This window comes from Mycobacterium sp. M26, assembly GCF_001494595.1.
Classification (GTDB): Bacteria; Actinomycetota; Actinomycetes; order Mycobacteriales; family Mycobacteriaceae; genus Mycobacterium.
This window is the reverse complement of sequence record NZ_LN929907.1, coordinates 1,662,166-1,675,392: the sequence shown is the minus strand read 5'-3', so window position 1 is coordinate 1,675,392 and position 13,227 is coordinate 1,662,166. Positions and strand designations below refer to the sequence as shown.

Sequence of the window (13,227 nt, the reverse complement as noted above, 5' to 3'; positions counted from 1 at the left end):
GACGTAGTGTCATGACCAATCATCATTTTACTCATTACACGCGGGGAGGTGCCTCATGTCGACCATGGTGCGCGGTCAAGACCACTTCCGGCTCGGTTTGCTGTTCGCAGTCGGGTCGGCGTTCACCTTCGGCATGTCCGGCCCCTTCGCCAAGGCCCTCATGGGAGCAGGCTGGTCGCCGACTGCCGCGGTGACGGCCCGGCTGGCCGGCGGCGCGCTCGTGATGGCCATCTTCGCGACGATCGTCAAACCGGACTGGATCCGCGAGGCCCGTGAGCACGCCCGCGTCGTCGTGGCCTACGGCCTGGTGCCGATCGCCGGCGCCCAGCTCTGCTACTACAACGCCGTCTCACACCTGTCGGTCGGTGTGGCCCTCCTGCTGGAATACACCGCACCGATCCTGGTCGTCGGCTGGATCTGGGGCACCACCCGCCGCCGTCCCCGCGGGCTGACCCTGGCCGGGGTCGGGCTCGCCATCGCGGGCATCATGCTGGTCCTGAACGTCTTTAGCGGGAACGCGCACATCAACGCCGTCGGCGTGGCGTGGGGACTGGCCGCGGCCATCTGCGCGGCCTGCTACTTCATGATGTCCGACGAGGTCAGTGCCGACGGCAACGGGCTCAGCTCGATCACCCTGTCGGCCGCCGGCCTGGTGGTCGGCACCGTCGCCGTCGCGGGTCTGGGCCTGTCCGGCATCATGCCGCTCACCTTCACCGCCAACGACGCTGTCGTGGCCGGATTGACAGTGCCCTGGTGGGTGCCGGTCATCATGCTTTCCGTGGTCGCCACAGCCATTGCCTACACCCTGGGCATCAGCGGGGTGGCCAGGCTGCGGCCCAGCTTCGCGTCGCTGGTGGGCCTGGGCGAGGTGCTCTTCGCGGTGCTGTGCGCCTGGGTGCTGCTCGGGGAGTCGGTCAGCGTGACCCAGGGCGTGGGCGGCATCGTGGTGCTGCTCGGCCTGGCGCTGGCCCGCCAAGGCGATCGAAGTGCCGAGGTCACGGCCGCAACCTGGCCCGATGCGGGTCCGATCGAGGAGATCGCGGCAGGCGCCCGACGCTGACCCGAGCGGCTCGCCAGCAAAGGTCGGGAATGAAACTCACTTAGCTTGCGTAACATTACGGCGTGACGATCTCCCGTATTCTGCGCGGCGCCGCCGTGACCGCCCTGGTCTCCGGAAGTGCCCTCGTCAGCCCCGCTGTCCTGCCCGCCGCCCACGCCGACGGCTGCAGCGACATCCAGGTGGTCTTCGCCCGCGGCACCAGCGAACCGCCAGGGATCGGCCGCGTGGGACAGGCCTTCGTCGATTCGCTGCGCGGCAAGGTCGGCAACCGCTCGATCGGCGTCTACGCCGTCAACTACCCGGCCAGCTACGACTTCCTGGCCGCAGCCGACGGCGCCAACGACGCCAGCGCGTTCATCCAGAACGTGGTCAACACCTGCCCGGACACCAGGCTGGTGCTGGGCGGCTACTCGCAGGGCGCGGCCATCATCGACGTCATCACCTCGGTGCCGTTCCCCGCCGTCGGGTTCAACAACCCGCTGCCCCCCAACGTGCCCGACCGGGTGGCGGCGCTGGCCGTGTTCGGCAATCCGACCACCAAAGTGGGGCTGCCGCTGACGTCCAGCCCGGTCTACGGCGCCAAGGCCATCGATCTGTGCAACGCCGGCGACCCGGTCTGCTCGGATGGCAATGACGTCCCCGCACACCGCAACTACAGCCAGGTCGGGATGACCAACCAGGCGGCCTCCTTCGTCGCGGGCCTGCTCTGAGACCGCGGCAAGGGTTTTGGGCACCGTGTTCGGATGTGTGAGGATGAGCCAGTTGCTCTCGACCAAGGGGATGTTTGCGCGTGTTTGAGCCGTTCATGACGCCTGCCCGCCGGCTCGCCGTTGCCGGCGTGACGATGGTTGCCGCCGCCGCGGCACTGTCTGCCACTGCGCCGACCGCCGCTGCTGACCCCTGCCCGGACGTGCAGGTGGTGTTCGCCCGCGGTACCAGCGAGCCCGCCGGTATCGGCCGGGTGGGCCAGGCCCTGACCGACGGGCTGCAGGCCCAGCTCGGCGGCCGTACCGTCGGCACCTACGCGGTGAACTACCCCGCCACCTACGACTTCCTGGCCGCCGCCGACGGCGCTACTGACGCGACCAACCACATCCTGGCCACCGCGGCAGCCTGTCCGTCGACCCGCTTTGTCCTGGGCGGATATTCCCAGGGCGCCGCGGTGGTGGACATGCTGCTGGGCATTCCGCCGCTGGGCAACAAGGTCGGCGAGATCGGCTCCGCGCCCCCGCTGCCGTCGAGCGTGGCCAACAGGGTGGCCGCCGTCGCCGTGTTCGGAAACCCCGCGACGAAGTTCGGCAATCCGGTGTCAGCGGCGGGTGCACCGTTCGCCGGCAAGGGCATTGACCTGTGCAACGACGGTGATCCGATCTGCTCGCAGGGTCGCAATCCGTTCGCGCACACCGACTATGAGAGCACCGATCTGCCCAACCAGGCAGCGGGCTTCATTGCCGGCCTGTTGTAGATCTGTAATTTATTTGCTGACAAGGCCCCTCAGGCCTCACGTACCATGGCTCTATGCAGATGAAGCGGCTCCTCAGCAGCGCTACGGCGGTATTGTCCGCCGCGGCTGTGATGTTGCTCGCTCCAGCGATGTCACCGTCGGATTCGCCGGCCACGCTCGCCAAGGCCAGTGCAGCGCCGTGTCCTGACGTCGAAGTGGTCTTCGCCCGAGGGCGTTTCGAACCGCCGGGTACCGGCCGCATCGGTCAGGCTTTCGTCGATTCGCTGCGCGGCAAGACATCCAAGAACGTCGGCTTCTACGCGGTGAACTACCCGGCCGACTATCAGGTCGATGTTGGCGCCAACGATATGAGCAAGCACATCCAGTACATGGCCAACAACTGCCCGGACACGCGACTGGTACTCGGTGGGTACTCGCTGGGCGCCGCGGTCACCGACCTCGTGTTGGCCGCACCATCTCCGGTGTTCGGGTACAAGAACCCGCTGCCGTTGGGCATGGACGGCCACGTGGCGGCGGTGGCGCTGTTCGGCAACGGCACCCGCAAGGTGTTCGGCCCGGTCTCTGATGTCAGCCCGCTGTGGGGTGACAAGACCATCGACGTGTGCACACCCGATGACCCGATCTGCAACGACAACATGGATCCGGAAAGCTGGGCCGGCAACTGGAATTCCCACCTGCAGGCCGCCTACATCGACTCCGGGCTGGTCGATCAGGCCGCCGATTTCGTGGCCGGCCGGCTCTGATCAGAGCGTGCGCAGATCGCGGGTGATCGCGATGCGCGCTGCCAGCTCATCGTCGGGCGGATAGTCCACCCCGGCCAGGGTGAGGCCCCGCGCCGGCGCGGCCGCAAAGGCACTGGACCGCTGCGGTTCGCTCAATAAGGTTGCACACCAAGCAGGTTCGCGGCGGCCCTCACCGACTGCCAGCAGTGCACCGACCAGCGAGCGAACCATCGACCAGCAGAACGCGTCAGCGGTGACGTGGGCGGTGATGATGTCGCCGTCGCTCTGCCAGTCCAGCCGCTGCAGGTCGCGGATGGTGGTGGCACCGGGACGGTGCCGGCAGAACGCAGCGAAATCGTGCAGTCCCACCAACTCCCGCGAGGCAGCGACCATCGCCGGCACATCGAGGTGGCGGGGCCACGGCGTGACGTAGCGCGCCAGGTGCGGCTCGACGCCGTACGGCGCCAGCGACAGCCGGTAGACGTAGTGGCGGCGCAGCGCGGAGAAGCGCGCATCGAAACCTGCTGGTGCACGCGTGATCTCGCGAACCCGAACGTCCTCGGGCAGGAACCTGGCCAGTCGGCGGATCAGGGGCAGAAACTCCGGGTCACCGGGGCGCGGATGACGCGGGTAGGCATACCCCAACGCATCGGCGGGGACGTCGACATGGGCTACCTGCCCGGTGGCGTGTACCCCGCTGTCGGTACGGCCGGCAGCGAATAGGCGCACCGGCACCCGAAACACCGTCGACAATGCATCGTCGAGCACACCGGCGACCGTGCGGTGCCCGTCCTGAGTCGCCCAGCCGGTGAAATCGGTTCCGTCATAGGCGATATCGAGCCGAAGACGGACTGGGTGAACGGAGTGAGGGGATAAAACGGAGTGCCCGCCACCGGAATCGGTGGCGGGCACATCCGTACTCACAGTGTCAGGACTTGTCAGCGTCCGAATCCTCGGCAGCTTCTTCGGCCTGCTCCTCGGCGACCTCGTCGGCAGCCTCGGCGGTCTGCGCGTCAGCGATCGCGGCGTCTTCAGCCTGGATCTCCTCGACGCTCTCCTCCGCCGGAGCCTCCTCGACCGGAGCCTCTTCGACCGGAGCAGCAGCGGCCTTCGGAGCGGCCGCCTTGCGTGCCCGGTTGGCTTCCGAGGTCACCGTCTTCTCGCGCACCAGCTCGATGACGGCCATCGGAGCGTTGTCACCCTTACGCGCCTCGACCTTGATGATCCGGGTGTAGCCGCCCTCACGGTCGGCGAAGAACGGACCGATCTCGGCGAACAGGGTGTGCACCACGTCCTTGTCGCGGATCTTCTTCATCACCTCACGCCGGTTGTGCAACGTGCCCTTCTTGGCATGGGTGATGAGCTTCTCGGCGTAGGGCCGCAACGCCCGTGCCTTGGGCTCGGTCGTCTTGATCCGGCCGTGCTCGAAGAGCGAGGTGGCCAGGTTGGCCAGCAGCGCCTTCTGGTGCGAGGACGACCCGCCGAGACGGGGACCCTTAGTGGGCTTGGGCATTGCGACTATCTCCTATGTGGGGCCGACCCCCGTATCAGGTAGGGCCGGGACGGACGTTGGGCGGGAATGTGCCCGGTTAGAGTTGTTCGGTTTCGGCGTAGTCCTGGTCGGCGTCCAGGTCATAGCCCGCATCGCTGTTCCAGGTGCCGGTGGCCACGTCGTAGCCGGCGACCTCGGACGGATCGAAGCTGGCCGGGCTGTCCTTGAGCGACAGGCCCAGCTGGTGCAGCTTGATCTTGACCTCGTCGATCGACTTCTGGCCGAAGTTACGGATGTCCAGCAGATCGGACTCCGTGCGGGCGACCAGCTCGCCGACGGTGTGCACACCTTCGCGCTTGAGGCAGTTGTACGACCGGACGGTCAGGTCCAGATCGTCGATCGGCAGCGCGAACGCCGCGATGTGATCGGCCTCGGCAGGCGACGGGCCGATCTCGATGCCCTCGGCCTCGACGTTGAGTTCCCGTGCCAGACCGAACAATTCGACCAGGGTCTTACCGGCCGACGCCAGGGCGTCACGCGGGCTGATCGAGTTCTTGGTCTCGACGTCCAGGATCAGCTTGTCGAAGTCGGTGCGCTGCTCGACGCGGGTGGCCTCCACCTTGTAGGTGACCTTCAGCACCGGCGAGTAGATGGAATCGACCGGGATACGGCCGATTTCAGCACCGGAAGCCTTGTTCTGGACGGCAGGCACGTAGCCGCGGCCACGCTCGACGACGAGCTCGACCTCGAGCTTGCCCTTGTCGTTCAGGGTCGCGATGTGCATGTCGGGGTTGTGCACGGTCACACCGGCCGGCGGGACGATGTCACCGGCGGTGACCTCACCCGGGCCCTGCTTGCGCAGGTACATGGTGACCGGCTCGTCCTCCTCGGACGAGACGACCAGGCCCTTGAGGTTCAGGATGATGTCGGTGACGTCTTCCTTCACCCCGGGAACGGTGGTGAACTCGTGCAGCACACCATCGATGCGGATGCTGGTCACTGCCGCGCCGGGAATCGACGACAGCAGCGTGCGCCGCAGCGAATTGCCAAGGGTGTAACCGAAACCCGGCTCCAGCGGTTCGATGACGAACTGGGAGCGGTTTTCGGCGATGACCTCTTCGCTCAGTGTGGGTCGCTGAGAAATCAGCATGGTGTTTCTATCTCCTTCTCGGCACCCGCTATTTGATGCCGTTAGGTGATCCGCGGAACGGATGTCCCGCGGACGTCTTCATTACTTCGAGTAGTACTCGACGATCAGCTGCTCAGCGAGAGGCACCTGGATCTGCTCGCGGGTGGGCAGCTGGTGCACGAGGATGCGCTGACGCTCCCCGACCACCTGCAGCCAGCCCGGGATCGGGCGATCGCCTGCGGTCTCACGCGCCACCTGGAACGGCAGCGTGTTCAGCGACTTCTCCTTGACGTCGATGATGTCGTACTGCGACACCCGGTAGCTCGGGATGTTCACCTTGACACCGTTGACGGTGAAGTGGCCGTGGCTGACCAGCTGACGGGCCATCCGGCGGGTACGCGCCAGGCCGGCGCGGTACACGACGTTGTCCAGCCGGCTTTCCAGGATCTGCAGCAGGTTCTCGCCGGTCTTACCCGAGTGCCGCACGGCCTCTTCGTAGTACTTGCGGAACTGCTTCTCCATGACGCCGTAGGTGAAGCGAGCCTTCTGCTTCTCCTGCAGCTGCTGGCGGTATTCGCTCTCCTTGATCCGCGCGCGGCCGTGCTGGCCGGGCGGGTAGGGGCGCTTTTCGAACGACTGATCGCCGCCGACGAGGTCGACACCGAGGCGGCGCGACTTGCGGGTGACGGGTCCGGTATAACGAGCCATTTTCTAGATCCTCCCTAGACCCGGCGCCGCTTGGGCGGACGGCAACCGTTGTGCGGCTGCGGGGTGACATCGGAAATGGCGCCAACCTCGAGGCCGGCAGCCTGCAGCGAGCGGATCGCCGTCTCGCGACCCGAACCCGGGCCCTTCACGAACACGTCGACCTTCTTGACGCCGTGCTCCTGAGCCTTGCGGGCCGCGTTCTCGGCGGCCAGCTGCGCGGCGAACGGAGTCGACTTACGCGAGCCCTTGAAGCCGACGTGGCCGGACGACGCCCAGGCGATGACGTTGCCCTGCGGGTCGGTGATCGACACGATCGTGTTGTTGAACGTGCTCTTGATGTGCGCGGCGCCGTGCGGGACGTTCTTCTTTTCCCGACGCCGGGTCTTCTGCCCCTTCTTGGGAGCAGAGCCCTTCTTTGCTTGTGCCATCAGGGATTACCTGGCCTTCTTCTTGCCGGCGATGGTGCGCTTGGGGCCCTTGCGGGTACGCGCATTGGTCTTGGTCCGCTGGCCGCGCACCGGCAGACCGCGGCGGTGCCGCAGGCCCTGGTAGCAGCCGATCTCGATCTTGCGGCGAATGTCGGCCTGCACCTCGCGGCGAAGGTCACCCTCCACCTTGAGATCGTTGCCCTCGATGTAGTCGCGCAGCTGGGTCACCTGATCGTCGGTGAGGTCCTTGCTGCGCAGATCCCGGTCGATACCGGTCGCCGCAAGGATTTCCTGCGAACGCGTACGGCCGATGCCGTAAATGTAGGTCAGCGCGATCTCCATGCGCTTGTCGCGCGGGAGATCAACGCCCATGAGACGTGCCATCAGGCAGTGATTCCTTCTTCTAATGCGGAGGTCTGTTCCCAGTCCGTTCCCGACGGCGTCGGGGTCCGGCCTCCGACCGGACGTGTCCAGGCGGCCAATCCGCCTGGTGGTACTGGGAGGTCTGCATTCAGTTGTGTTGGCCGATCAGCAGGCTGGCTGGGCTTAGCCCTGCCGCTGCTTGTGGCGCGGATCAGAGCAGATCACCATGACCCGCCCATGCCGGCGGATCACCCTGCACTTGTCGCAGATCGGCTTGACGCTCGGGTTCACCTTCACGGCTGTTCGATCCTTCTGGTTCTCGTCGTTGTCGTGGCTGATCGAAGTGGGGGCGCTAGATATTCGGTAGCGACTCGCTGCGCTCGTCGCTACTTGTACCGGTACACAATGCGACCCCGGGTCAGGTCGTAGGGAGACAACTCCACCACCACCCGGTCCTCGGGAAGGATGCGGATGTAGTGCTGCCGCATCTTGCCGCTGATGTGAGCGAGCACCTTGTGACCGTTCTCCAGCTCAATGCGAAACATCGCATTGGGCAGGGGCTCAACCACGCGGCCCTCGACCTCGATGGCACCGTCTTTCTTGGCCATAACCTCTCAGATCCTGCATTGTCGGTTCTGCTTGCACCCGCCGCGTGTGCGACAGGTCCGTTGCAGTCGGGGCAGCATTCGCCCCGACTGCAAAACGTGAGCCGGTGACAGGAAATTCCAGGACTGGGCACGCAAGAGTCGGCGCGGGCACCGCACCGTTGGTCTACGATACCCGTTTCCCGGCGCTACTCCAAAACGCGTGCTGAGCCGGTGACCACACCCTAATGCGCAGGTGAACGACGCGCGACCGGAATCCGCGCGGCAAAGCCCAACCTGAATAGCACTGGACGGGCAGCGCATACTGGACAGTGATGACTGGACCTCACCCCCAGCCCAAAAAACCCGTCATTCTCTCCGTCGACGACGACCCGGCCGTATCCCGTGCCGTGGCCCGGGATCTGCGACGCCATTACGGCGAGAGATACCGGATCGTGCGGGCCGAATCCGGGCCCGATGCGCTGGAAACGCTGAACGAACTGAAACTGCGCGGCGAAACCGTGGCCGTTTTCGTCGCCGACTACCGGATGCCGCAGATGAGCGGCATCCAGTTCCTCGAAGAGGCGATGGACGTCTACCCGATGGCCCGCCGAGTGCTGCTGACCGCCTACGCCGACACCCACGCCGCGATCGACGCCATCAACGTCGTCGACCTGGACCACTACCTGCTCAAGCCGTGGGACCCGCCCGAGGAGAAGCTCTACCCGGTGCTCGACGCACTGCTCGAGGCCTGGCACGCCACCGGCGACCGCGCGATCCCGCACACCAAGGTGATCGGTCACCGCTGGAGCGAGCGGTCCTGGGAGGTGCGCCAGTTCCTGGCCCGCAACCAGCACTCGTTCCGCTCGTTCATGGCCGACGAACCCAAGGGCCGCCAGTTGCTCGATGCCGCCGGCCTGGACGGCTTCCAGTTGCCGGTGGTCATCACCGAACAGGGTGAGACGCTCGTCGACCCCACCGACGCCGAACTGGCGGGCATGCTCGGCCTGGCGACCGTTCCCTCGCTGGAGATGTATGACCTGGCCGTCATCGGCGGCGGCCCGGCCGGGTTGGCGGCCGCGGTGTACGGCGCCTCCGAAGGCCTCAAGACGGTGCTGATCGAGGAGACCACTACCGGCGGGCAGGCCGGACGCAGCTCACGTATCGAGAACTACCTCGGATTCCCGACCGGGATCTCCGGTGCCGAGCTCACCACGTCGGCCCGCCGGCAGGCCGAGCGGTTCGGCGCCGAAGTGATCACCACCCGCAAAGCGGTCAAGCTGATCGCCGGCGACGCCGGTACCGCACGCACCATCACCTTCTCCGACGGCGGCGAAATCGCCGCTCGCTCAGTCATTCTCGCCACCGGTGTGGACTACCGGCAGCTGCGGGTCACCGGGTGCTGGGACAACCCCGACGACGCGTCCTGCAACTACGTCGGCCGGGGCGTCTACTACGGGGCATCGGTCTCGGACTCCTCGGAATGTGAAGGCGAGGACGTCTACCTCGTCGGTGGCGCGAACTCGGCAGGCCAGGCCGCCCTCTTCATGGCCGAGCGGGCCAAGTCGGTGACCATGCTGGTGCGCGGCCCCTCGCTGGAGGCGTCGATGTCGCACTACCTGATCGACCGGATCGAGAAGCACCCGAAGATCACCGTGCGCACCTGCACCGAGGTGGTCGACACCCTCGGTGAGGACGACCACCTGACGGGCCTGGTGCTGGAGAACAAGCAGACCGGCGAGCGCGACACCGTGGCCTCTACCCGGATGTGCTGCTTCATCGGTGCCGAGCCCCGCACCGACTGGCTCAAGGAGGTCGTCGCCGTCGACGACCACGGATTCATCCTGGCCGGACCGGATCTGCGCGACGTCGCGGGCTGGACTCTGGACCGCCCACCGCATCACCTGGAAACAAGTGTGCCGGGTGTGTTTGTTGCAGGAGACGTGCGCTCCGAGTCGGCCAAACGCGTGGCCGCCGCGGTGGGCGAAGGATCGATGGCGGTGATGCTCGTGCACCGGTATCTGGCAGAGGCCTAGACAGGGCCTAGAAAGGCACAGCGACATGGGCCAGAACTGCATGCCCGACGAACTTCGGACGTTGTTCCTGTTCGAGAAGCTGTCCGACGAACAGCTACAGACGCTGTGCGACAACGGCCACATCGCCACCTTCGAACCGGGTCCCGTGGTCGTCGAGGGCGACCCGGCCACCTGTTTCTACGTCCTGCTCGACGGCGAACTGGTGATGTCCAAGCGGTCCGGGGGCGTCGACATCGAAACCAACCGCACCTCGCAGCGCGGGGTGTACTGCGGTGCCTGGTCGGCCTATATCCCCGATGAGGAGCAGCTGTATCAGGCGTCGGTGCGCGTCACCAAGCCGTCCCGGTTCTTCGTGCTCGACGCCGAGGCCTTCGCCCGGTTCATGCGCGACGAGTTCCCGATGGCAGTCCATCTGCTCGAAGGGCACATGGTCGGCGGCCGGCGGCAGAGCCAGATCATCGGCCAGCGCCAGAAACTGCTGGCCCTGGGCACCATCACCGCCGGGCTGACCCACCAGCTCAACAATCCCGCTGCCGCCACCGCCCGCGCCGTTGCCGACCTGCGCGAAGGCGTCGGCAAGATGCGCTACAAGCTGGCCATGCTCGCCGACGGCAAGTTCACCCCGGAAGCCCTGCGCGTGCTGGTCAGCATCCAGGACGAGGTAGCCGAGCAGGTGGCCAAATCCAAGGTCCAGCAGCTGACCGCCCTGGAGACCACCGACCGCGAAGATCAGGTCGGCGACTGGCTGGAAGACCACGGCATCGCCAGCGCCTGGGACTACGCGCCCACCTTCGTCGAGGCCGGACTCGACGTGGGCTGGCTGGAACGCATCGAGGCGTCCATCGATTCGGTGGACTGCTCGGCGACGCTGCAGAGCGCCATCGGCTGGCTGAAGTACACCATCGACACCGAGCTGCGGATGAACGAGATCGCCGACGCCAGCGAACGCATCTCGGGTCTGCTGGCCGGGGCGAAGAAGTACTCCCAGATGGACCGCGCCGAATACCAGGTGGCCAATGTGCACGAGTTGCTGCACAGCACGTTGAAGACGCTCTTCGGCGACAAGATCGGCCCCGACAAGCCCATCAAGCTGGTCAAGGACTGGGACAAGTCACTGCCTGAAATCGGTTGTTACCCAGGCGGTTTGAACGAAGTATGGGATGTCGTGATCAACAACGCCATCCAGGCGATGGGTGGCCGGGGCACACTGACGATCCGCACGGCCCGCCAAGCCGACGACATGATCCGGGTCGAGATCAGCGACGACGGCCCCGGGATCCCCGAAGAGATCATCGACCGGATCTTCACCGCGTTCTTCACCACCAAGCCGTTCGGCGAGGGCGACGGCCTCGGGTTGGACCTGGCCCGCCGGATCGTCGTCGAGAAACACCAGGGCGATATCCGGGTGACGTCCGAACCCGGCAACACCTGCTTCACGATCCTGTTGCCACTGGTGGCTCCGGCCCCGGTGGCCGCGACGCCGGCGGAATTACCCGCCCCGGAATAGTTGGCGACCGGTGTGAGGTTGCACGACCAATGAGCGACGACGCCACACCTTCCCTCGGGCGGTATGCCGCCTTCGGAATGGGCTTCAGCCCTGAGCAGGCCGCACAGATCGAAGCACTCGGTTACGGAGCGGTGTGGGTGGCAGGTTCTCCCCCGGCCGAACTCGACTGGGTCGAACCCATCCTGGCCGCGACGACCACGCTGAAAGTCGCCACCGGCATCGTCAACATCTGGAGCGCACCGGCCCACGCCGTCGCCGCGTCCTTCCACCGCATCGAATCCGCCTACCCCGGGCGGTTCCTGCTCGGTATCGGGGTCGGCCACCCGGAGGCCGACCAGACCTACCGCGCCCCACTCGATGCGCTCAACGACTACCTCGACGTCCTCGACGCGCACGGCGTGCCCAAGCAGCGCCGCATCGTCGCCGCGCTGGGACCGAAGGTGCTGGAGCTGGCGGCCGAACGCAGTGCCGGCGCCCACCCTGTCCTGGTGACCCCCGAGCACACGGCCCGCGCCCGCGAGGTGATCGGCCCCGATGCCTTCCTCGCCCCGGCGGTGCCAGTGGTACCGACCACCGACACCGACGCGGCACGCGCCGTCGGCCGCTCGATGCTCGAGCTCTACCTGGGCCTGAAGAACTACCTCAACAACTGGAAGCGGCTGGGCTTCACCGACGACGACATCGCGCGGCCCGGCAGCGACCGCCTGGTGGATGCCCTGCTGGTCCACGGCACCCCAGGGGCCATCGCCGCCCGGCTGGCCCAGCACCTCGATGCCGGCGCCGACCACGTGCCGGTCCAGGTGATCGCACCACCGGACCGGGTGGTGCCGGTTCTCGCCGACCTTGCCGGCCCGCTCGGGCTGAGCTGATCCGAAAGGACAATCGATGACCGACACCAAACCCGATCTCGGCCGCTTCGGGGTATTCGGCCGTGGCGTCGCGCCGGAGCAAGCCAAGGAGATCGAAGCCCTGGGCTACGGAGCGGTGTGGGTGGGCGGCTCACCGCCGGCCGAATTGGATTGGGTGGAGCCGATTCTGGAGAAGACCACGACGTTGAAGGTGGCCACGGGAATCGTCAACATCTGGACCGCGGCGCCCGGACCGGTCGCCGAGTCCTTCCACCGCATCGAGTCCGCCTACCCCGGCCGGTTCCTGCTGGGCATCGGTGTCGGGCACCCCGAGGCACATCAGGAGTATCAGAAGCCGATCGACGCGCTCACCAACTACCTGGACAAGCTCGATGAGTACGGGGTGCCCAAGAATGCCCGCGTCGTGGCCGCCCTGGGCCCGAAGGTCCTGACGCTCTCCGCTCAGCGCAGCGCCGGGGCACACCCGTACCTGACCACCCCCGAGCACACCGCGGAAGCCCGCGCCCTGATCGGCTCGGAGGCCTTCCTGGCCCCCGAGCACAAGGCGATCCTGACCACCGACGCTGACAAGGCGCGGGCCGTCGGCCGCAAGGCCCTCGACATCTACCTGAACCTGCAGAACTACCTGAACAGCTGGAAGCGGTTGGGCTTCACCGACGCCGACGTCGCCCGTCCGGGCAGCGACCGGCTGGTCGATGCCGTCGTCGCCTACGGCACCCCGGAGGCCATCGCCGCGCGCCTGACCGAACATCTCGACGCCGGCGCCGACCACGTCCCGGTCCAGGTGCTCACCTCCCCCGACAAGCTCGTCCCCGCACTGGCCGAACTGGCCGGACCGCTCGGCCTCTAACCCCGAAGGAGAAT

The 13,227-nt window shown here is 66.6% G+C and carries 16 protein-coding genes; 8 read left to right on the top strand and 8 right to left on the bottom strand.

Going from position 1 to position 13,227, the window contains the following annotated elements; all coding sequences use genetic code 11:
- Positions 1-55: 55 nt before the first annotated feature.
- The 4 genes from BN3385_RS07990 to BN3385_RS07975 all read left to right on the top strand — a co-directional run bounded on the left by BN3385_RS07990 (position 56) and on the right by BN3385_RS07975 (position 3,268).
- Positions 56-1,060, top strand: a complete 1,005-nt coding sequence (locus tag BN3385_RS07990) for an EamA family transporter (RefSeq protein WP_197415143.1) — start codon at positions 56-58, stop codon at positions 1,058-1,060.
- Positions 1,061-1,122: 62 nt separating this feature from the next.
- Positions 1,123-1,770 (top strand): cutinase family protein, encoded by a 648-nt coding sequence (locus BN3385_RS07985; protein WP_231748661.1) that lies wholly within the window; start codon positions 1,123-1,125, stop codon positions 1,768-1,770.
- Positions 1,771-1,904: 134 nt separating this feature from the next.
- Positions 1,905-2,525, top strand: coding sequence for a cutinase family protein (locus BN3385_RS07980; RefSeq protein WP_059016489.1), 621 nt, complete (start codon positions 1,905-1,907; stop codon positions 2,523-2,525).
- Positions 2,526-2,578: 53 nt separating this feature from the next.
- Positions 2,579-3,268: a cutinase family protein gene (locus tag BN3385_RS07975; RefSeq protein WP_059016010.1), complete on the top strand. Its 690-nt coding sequence runs from the start codon at positions 2,579-2,581 to the stop codon at positions 3,266-3,268.
- Here BN3385_RS07975 and truA read toward each other — a convergent pair whose 3' ends face one another.
- From truA to infA, 8 genes are all read right to left on the bottom strand, one after another.
- A complete protein-coding gene (truA, locus tag BN3385_RS07970; protein WP_502688058.1) occupies positions 3,269-4,207 on the bottom strand; it encodes a tRNA pseudouridine(38-40) synthase TruA in 939 nt (312 codons plus the stop codon).
- Positions 4,176-4,760 (bottom strand): 50S ribosomal protein L17, encoded by a 585-nt coding sequence (gene rplQ, locus BN3385_RS07965; protein ID WP_059016008.1) that lies wholly within the window; start codon positions 4,758-4,760, stop codon positions 4,176-4,178. Before rplQ ends, truA begins: the two co-directional genes overlap by 32 nt.
- 76 nt (positions 4,761-4,836) lie before the next feature.
- Positions 4,837-5,889, bottom strand: coding sequence for a DNA-directed RNA polymerase subunit alpha (locus BN3385_RS07960; protein WP_059016007.1), 1,053 nt, complete (start codon positions 5,887-5,889; stop codon positions 4,837-4,839).
- An 81-nt stretch (positions 5,890-5,970) separates the two neighbouring features.
- Positions 5,971-6,576 carry a 30S ribosomal protein S4 gene (gene rpsD, locus BN3385_RS07955; RefSeq protein ID WP_059016006.1) on the bottom strand — a complete coding sequence of 202 codons (606 nt, stop codon included), beginning with the start codon at positions 6,574-6,576 and terminating at the stop codon, positions 5,971-5,973.
- Between the two features lie 14 nt (positions 6,577-6,590).
- Positions 6,591-7,004: a 30S ribosomal protein S11 gene (rpsK, locus tag BN3385_RS07950; RefSeq protein ID WP_059016005.1), complete on the bottom strand. Its 414-nt coding sequence runs from the start codon at positions 7,002-7,004 to the stop codon at positions 6,591-6,593.
- A 6-nt stretch (positions 7,005-7,010) separates the two neighbouring features.
- Positions 7,011-7,388 carry a 30S ribosomal protein S13 gene (gene rpsM, locus BN3385_RS07945; RefSeq protein ID WP_059016004.1) on the bottom strand — a complete coding sequence of 126 codons (378 nt, stop codon included), beginning with the start codon at positions 7,386-7,388 and terminating at the stop codon, positions 7,011-7,013.
- Between the two features lie 162 nt (positions 7,389-7,550).
- Positions 7,551-7,664 carry a 50S ribosomal protein L36 gene (gene rpmJ / locus BN3385_RS07940; RefSeq protein ID WP_003879483.1) on the bottom strand — a complete coding sequence of 38 codons (114 nt, stop codon included), beginning with the start codon at positions 7,662-7,664 and terminating at the stop codon, positions 7,551-7,553.
- 89 nt (positions 7,665-7,753) lie between these two features.
- The gene (infA, locus tag BN3385_RS07935) at positions 7,754-7,975 is read right to left on the bottom strand and encodes a translation initiation factor IF-1 (protein ID WP_005140011.1); all 222 of its coding nucleotides are present in this window, start codon (positions 7,973-7,975) and stop codon (positions 7,754-7,756) included.
- A 311-nt stretch (positions 7,976-8,286) separates the two neighbouring features.
- On the opposite strand from infA, the gene BN3385_RS07930 reads away from it, so the two are divergent.
- Genes BN3385_RS07930 through BN3385_RS07915 form a run of 4 tightly spaced genes read left to right on the top strand, consistent with a single transcriptional unit; the run spans position 8,287 to position 13,213 of the window.
- A complete protein-coding gene (locus BN3385_RS07930; protein ID WP_059016003.1) occupies positions 8,287-9,987 on the top strand; it encodes an NAD(P)/FAD-dependent oxidoreductase in 1,701 nt (566 codons plus the stop codon).
- Positions 9,988-10,012: 25 nt separating this feature from the next.
- Complete coding sequence (locus BN3385_RS07925) at positions 10,013-11,494, top strand: ATP-binding protein (protein WP_059016002.1); 1,482 nt, start codon at positions 10,013-10,015, stop codon at positions 11,492-11,494.
- A 29-nt stretch (positions 11,495-11,523) separates the two neighbouring features.
- Positions 11,524-12,363 (top strand): LLM class F420-dependent oxidoreductase, encoded by an 840-nt coding sequence (locus BN3385_RS07920; protein ID WP_059016001.1) that lies wholly within the window; start codon positions 11,524-11,526, stop codon positions 12,361-12,363.
- Positions 12,364-12,379: 16 nt separating this feature from the next.
- Complete coding sequence (locus BN3385_RS07915; protein WP_059016000.1) at positions 12,380-13,213, top strand: LLM class F420-dependent oxidoreductase; 834 nt, start codon at positions 12,380-12,382, stop codon at positions 13,211-13,213.
- Positions 13,214-13,227: the final 14 nt, after the last annotated feature.

Bases quoted from the DNA above. Each gene is read 5' to 3' on its own strand.
- BN3385_RS07990 (WP_197415143.1), top strand. From the start codon at position 56: ATGTCGACCATGGTGCGCGGTCAAGACCACTTCCGGCTCGGTTTGCTG.
- BN3385_RS07980 (WP_059016489.1), top strand. From the start codon at position 1,905: ATGGTTGCCGCCGCCGCGGCACTGTCTGCCACTGCGCCGACCGCCGCT.
- BN3385_RS07975 (WP_059016010.1), top strand. From the start codon at position 2,579: ATGCAGATGAAGCGGCTCCTCAGCAGCGCTACGGCGGTATTGTCCGCC.
- rplQ (WP_059016008.1), bottom strand. From the start codon at position 4,760: ATGCCCAAGCCCACTAAGGGTCCCCGTCTCGGCGGGTCGTCCTCGCAC.
- BN3385_RS07960 (WP_059016007.1), bottom strand. From the start codon at position 5,889: ATGCTGATTTCTCAGCGACCCACACTGAGCGAAGAGGTCATCGCCGAA.
- rpsD (WP_059016006.1), bottom strand. From the start codon at position 6,576: ATGGCTCGTTATACCGGACCCGTCACCCGCAAGTCGCGCCGCCTCGGT.
- rpsK (WP_059016005.1), bottom strand. From the start codon at position 7,004: ATGGCACAAGCAAAGAAGGGCTCTGCTCCCAAGAAGGGGCAGAAGACC.
- rpsM (WP_059016004.1), bottom strand. From the start codon at position 7,388: ATGGCACGTCTCATGGGCGTTGATCTCCCGCGCGACAAGCGCATGGAG.
- infA (WP_005140011.1), bottom strand. From the start codon at position 7,975: ATGGCCAAGAAAGACGGTGCCATCGAGGTCGAGGGCCGCGTGGTTGAG.
- BN3385_RS07930 (WP_059016003.1), top strand. From the start codon at position 8,287: ATGACTGGACCTCACCCCCAGCCCAAAAAACCCGTCATTCTCTCCGTC.
- BN3385_RS07925 (WP_059016002.1), top strand. From the start codon at position 10,013: ATGGGCCAGAACTGCATGCCCGACGAACTTCGGACGTTGTTCCTGTTC.
- BN3385_RS07920 (WP_059016001.1), top strand. From the start codon at position 11,524: ATGAGCGACGACGCCACACCTTCCCTCGGGCGGTATGCCGCCTTCGGA.
- BN3385_RS07915 (WP_059016000.1), top strand. From the start codon at position 12,380: ATGACCGACACCAAACCCGATCTCGGCCGCTTCGGGGTATTCGGCCGT.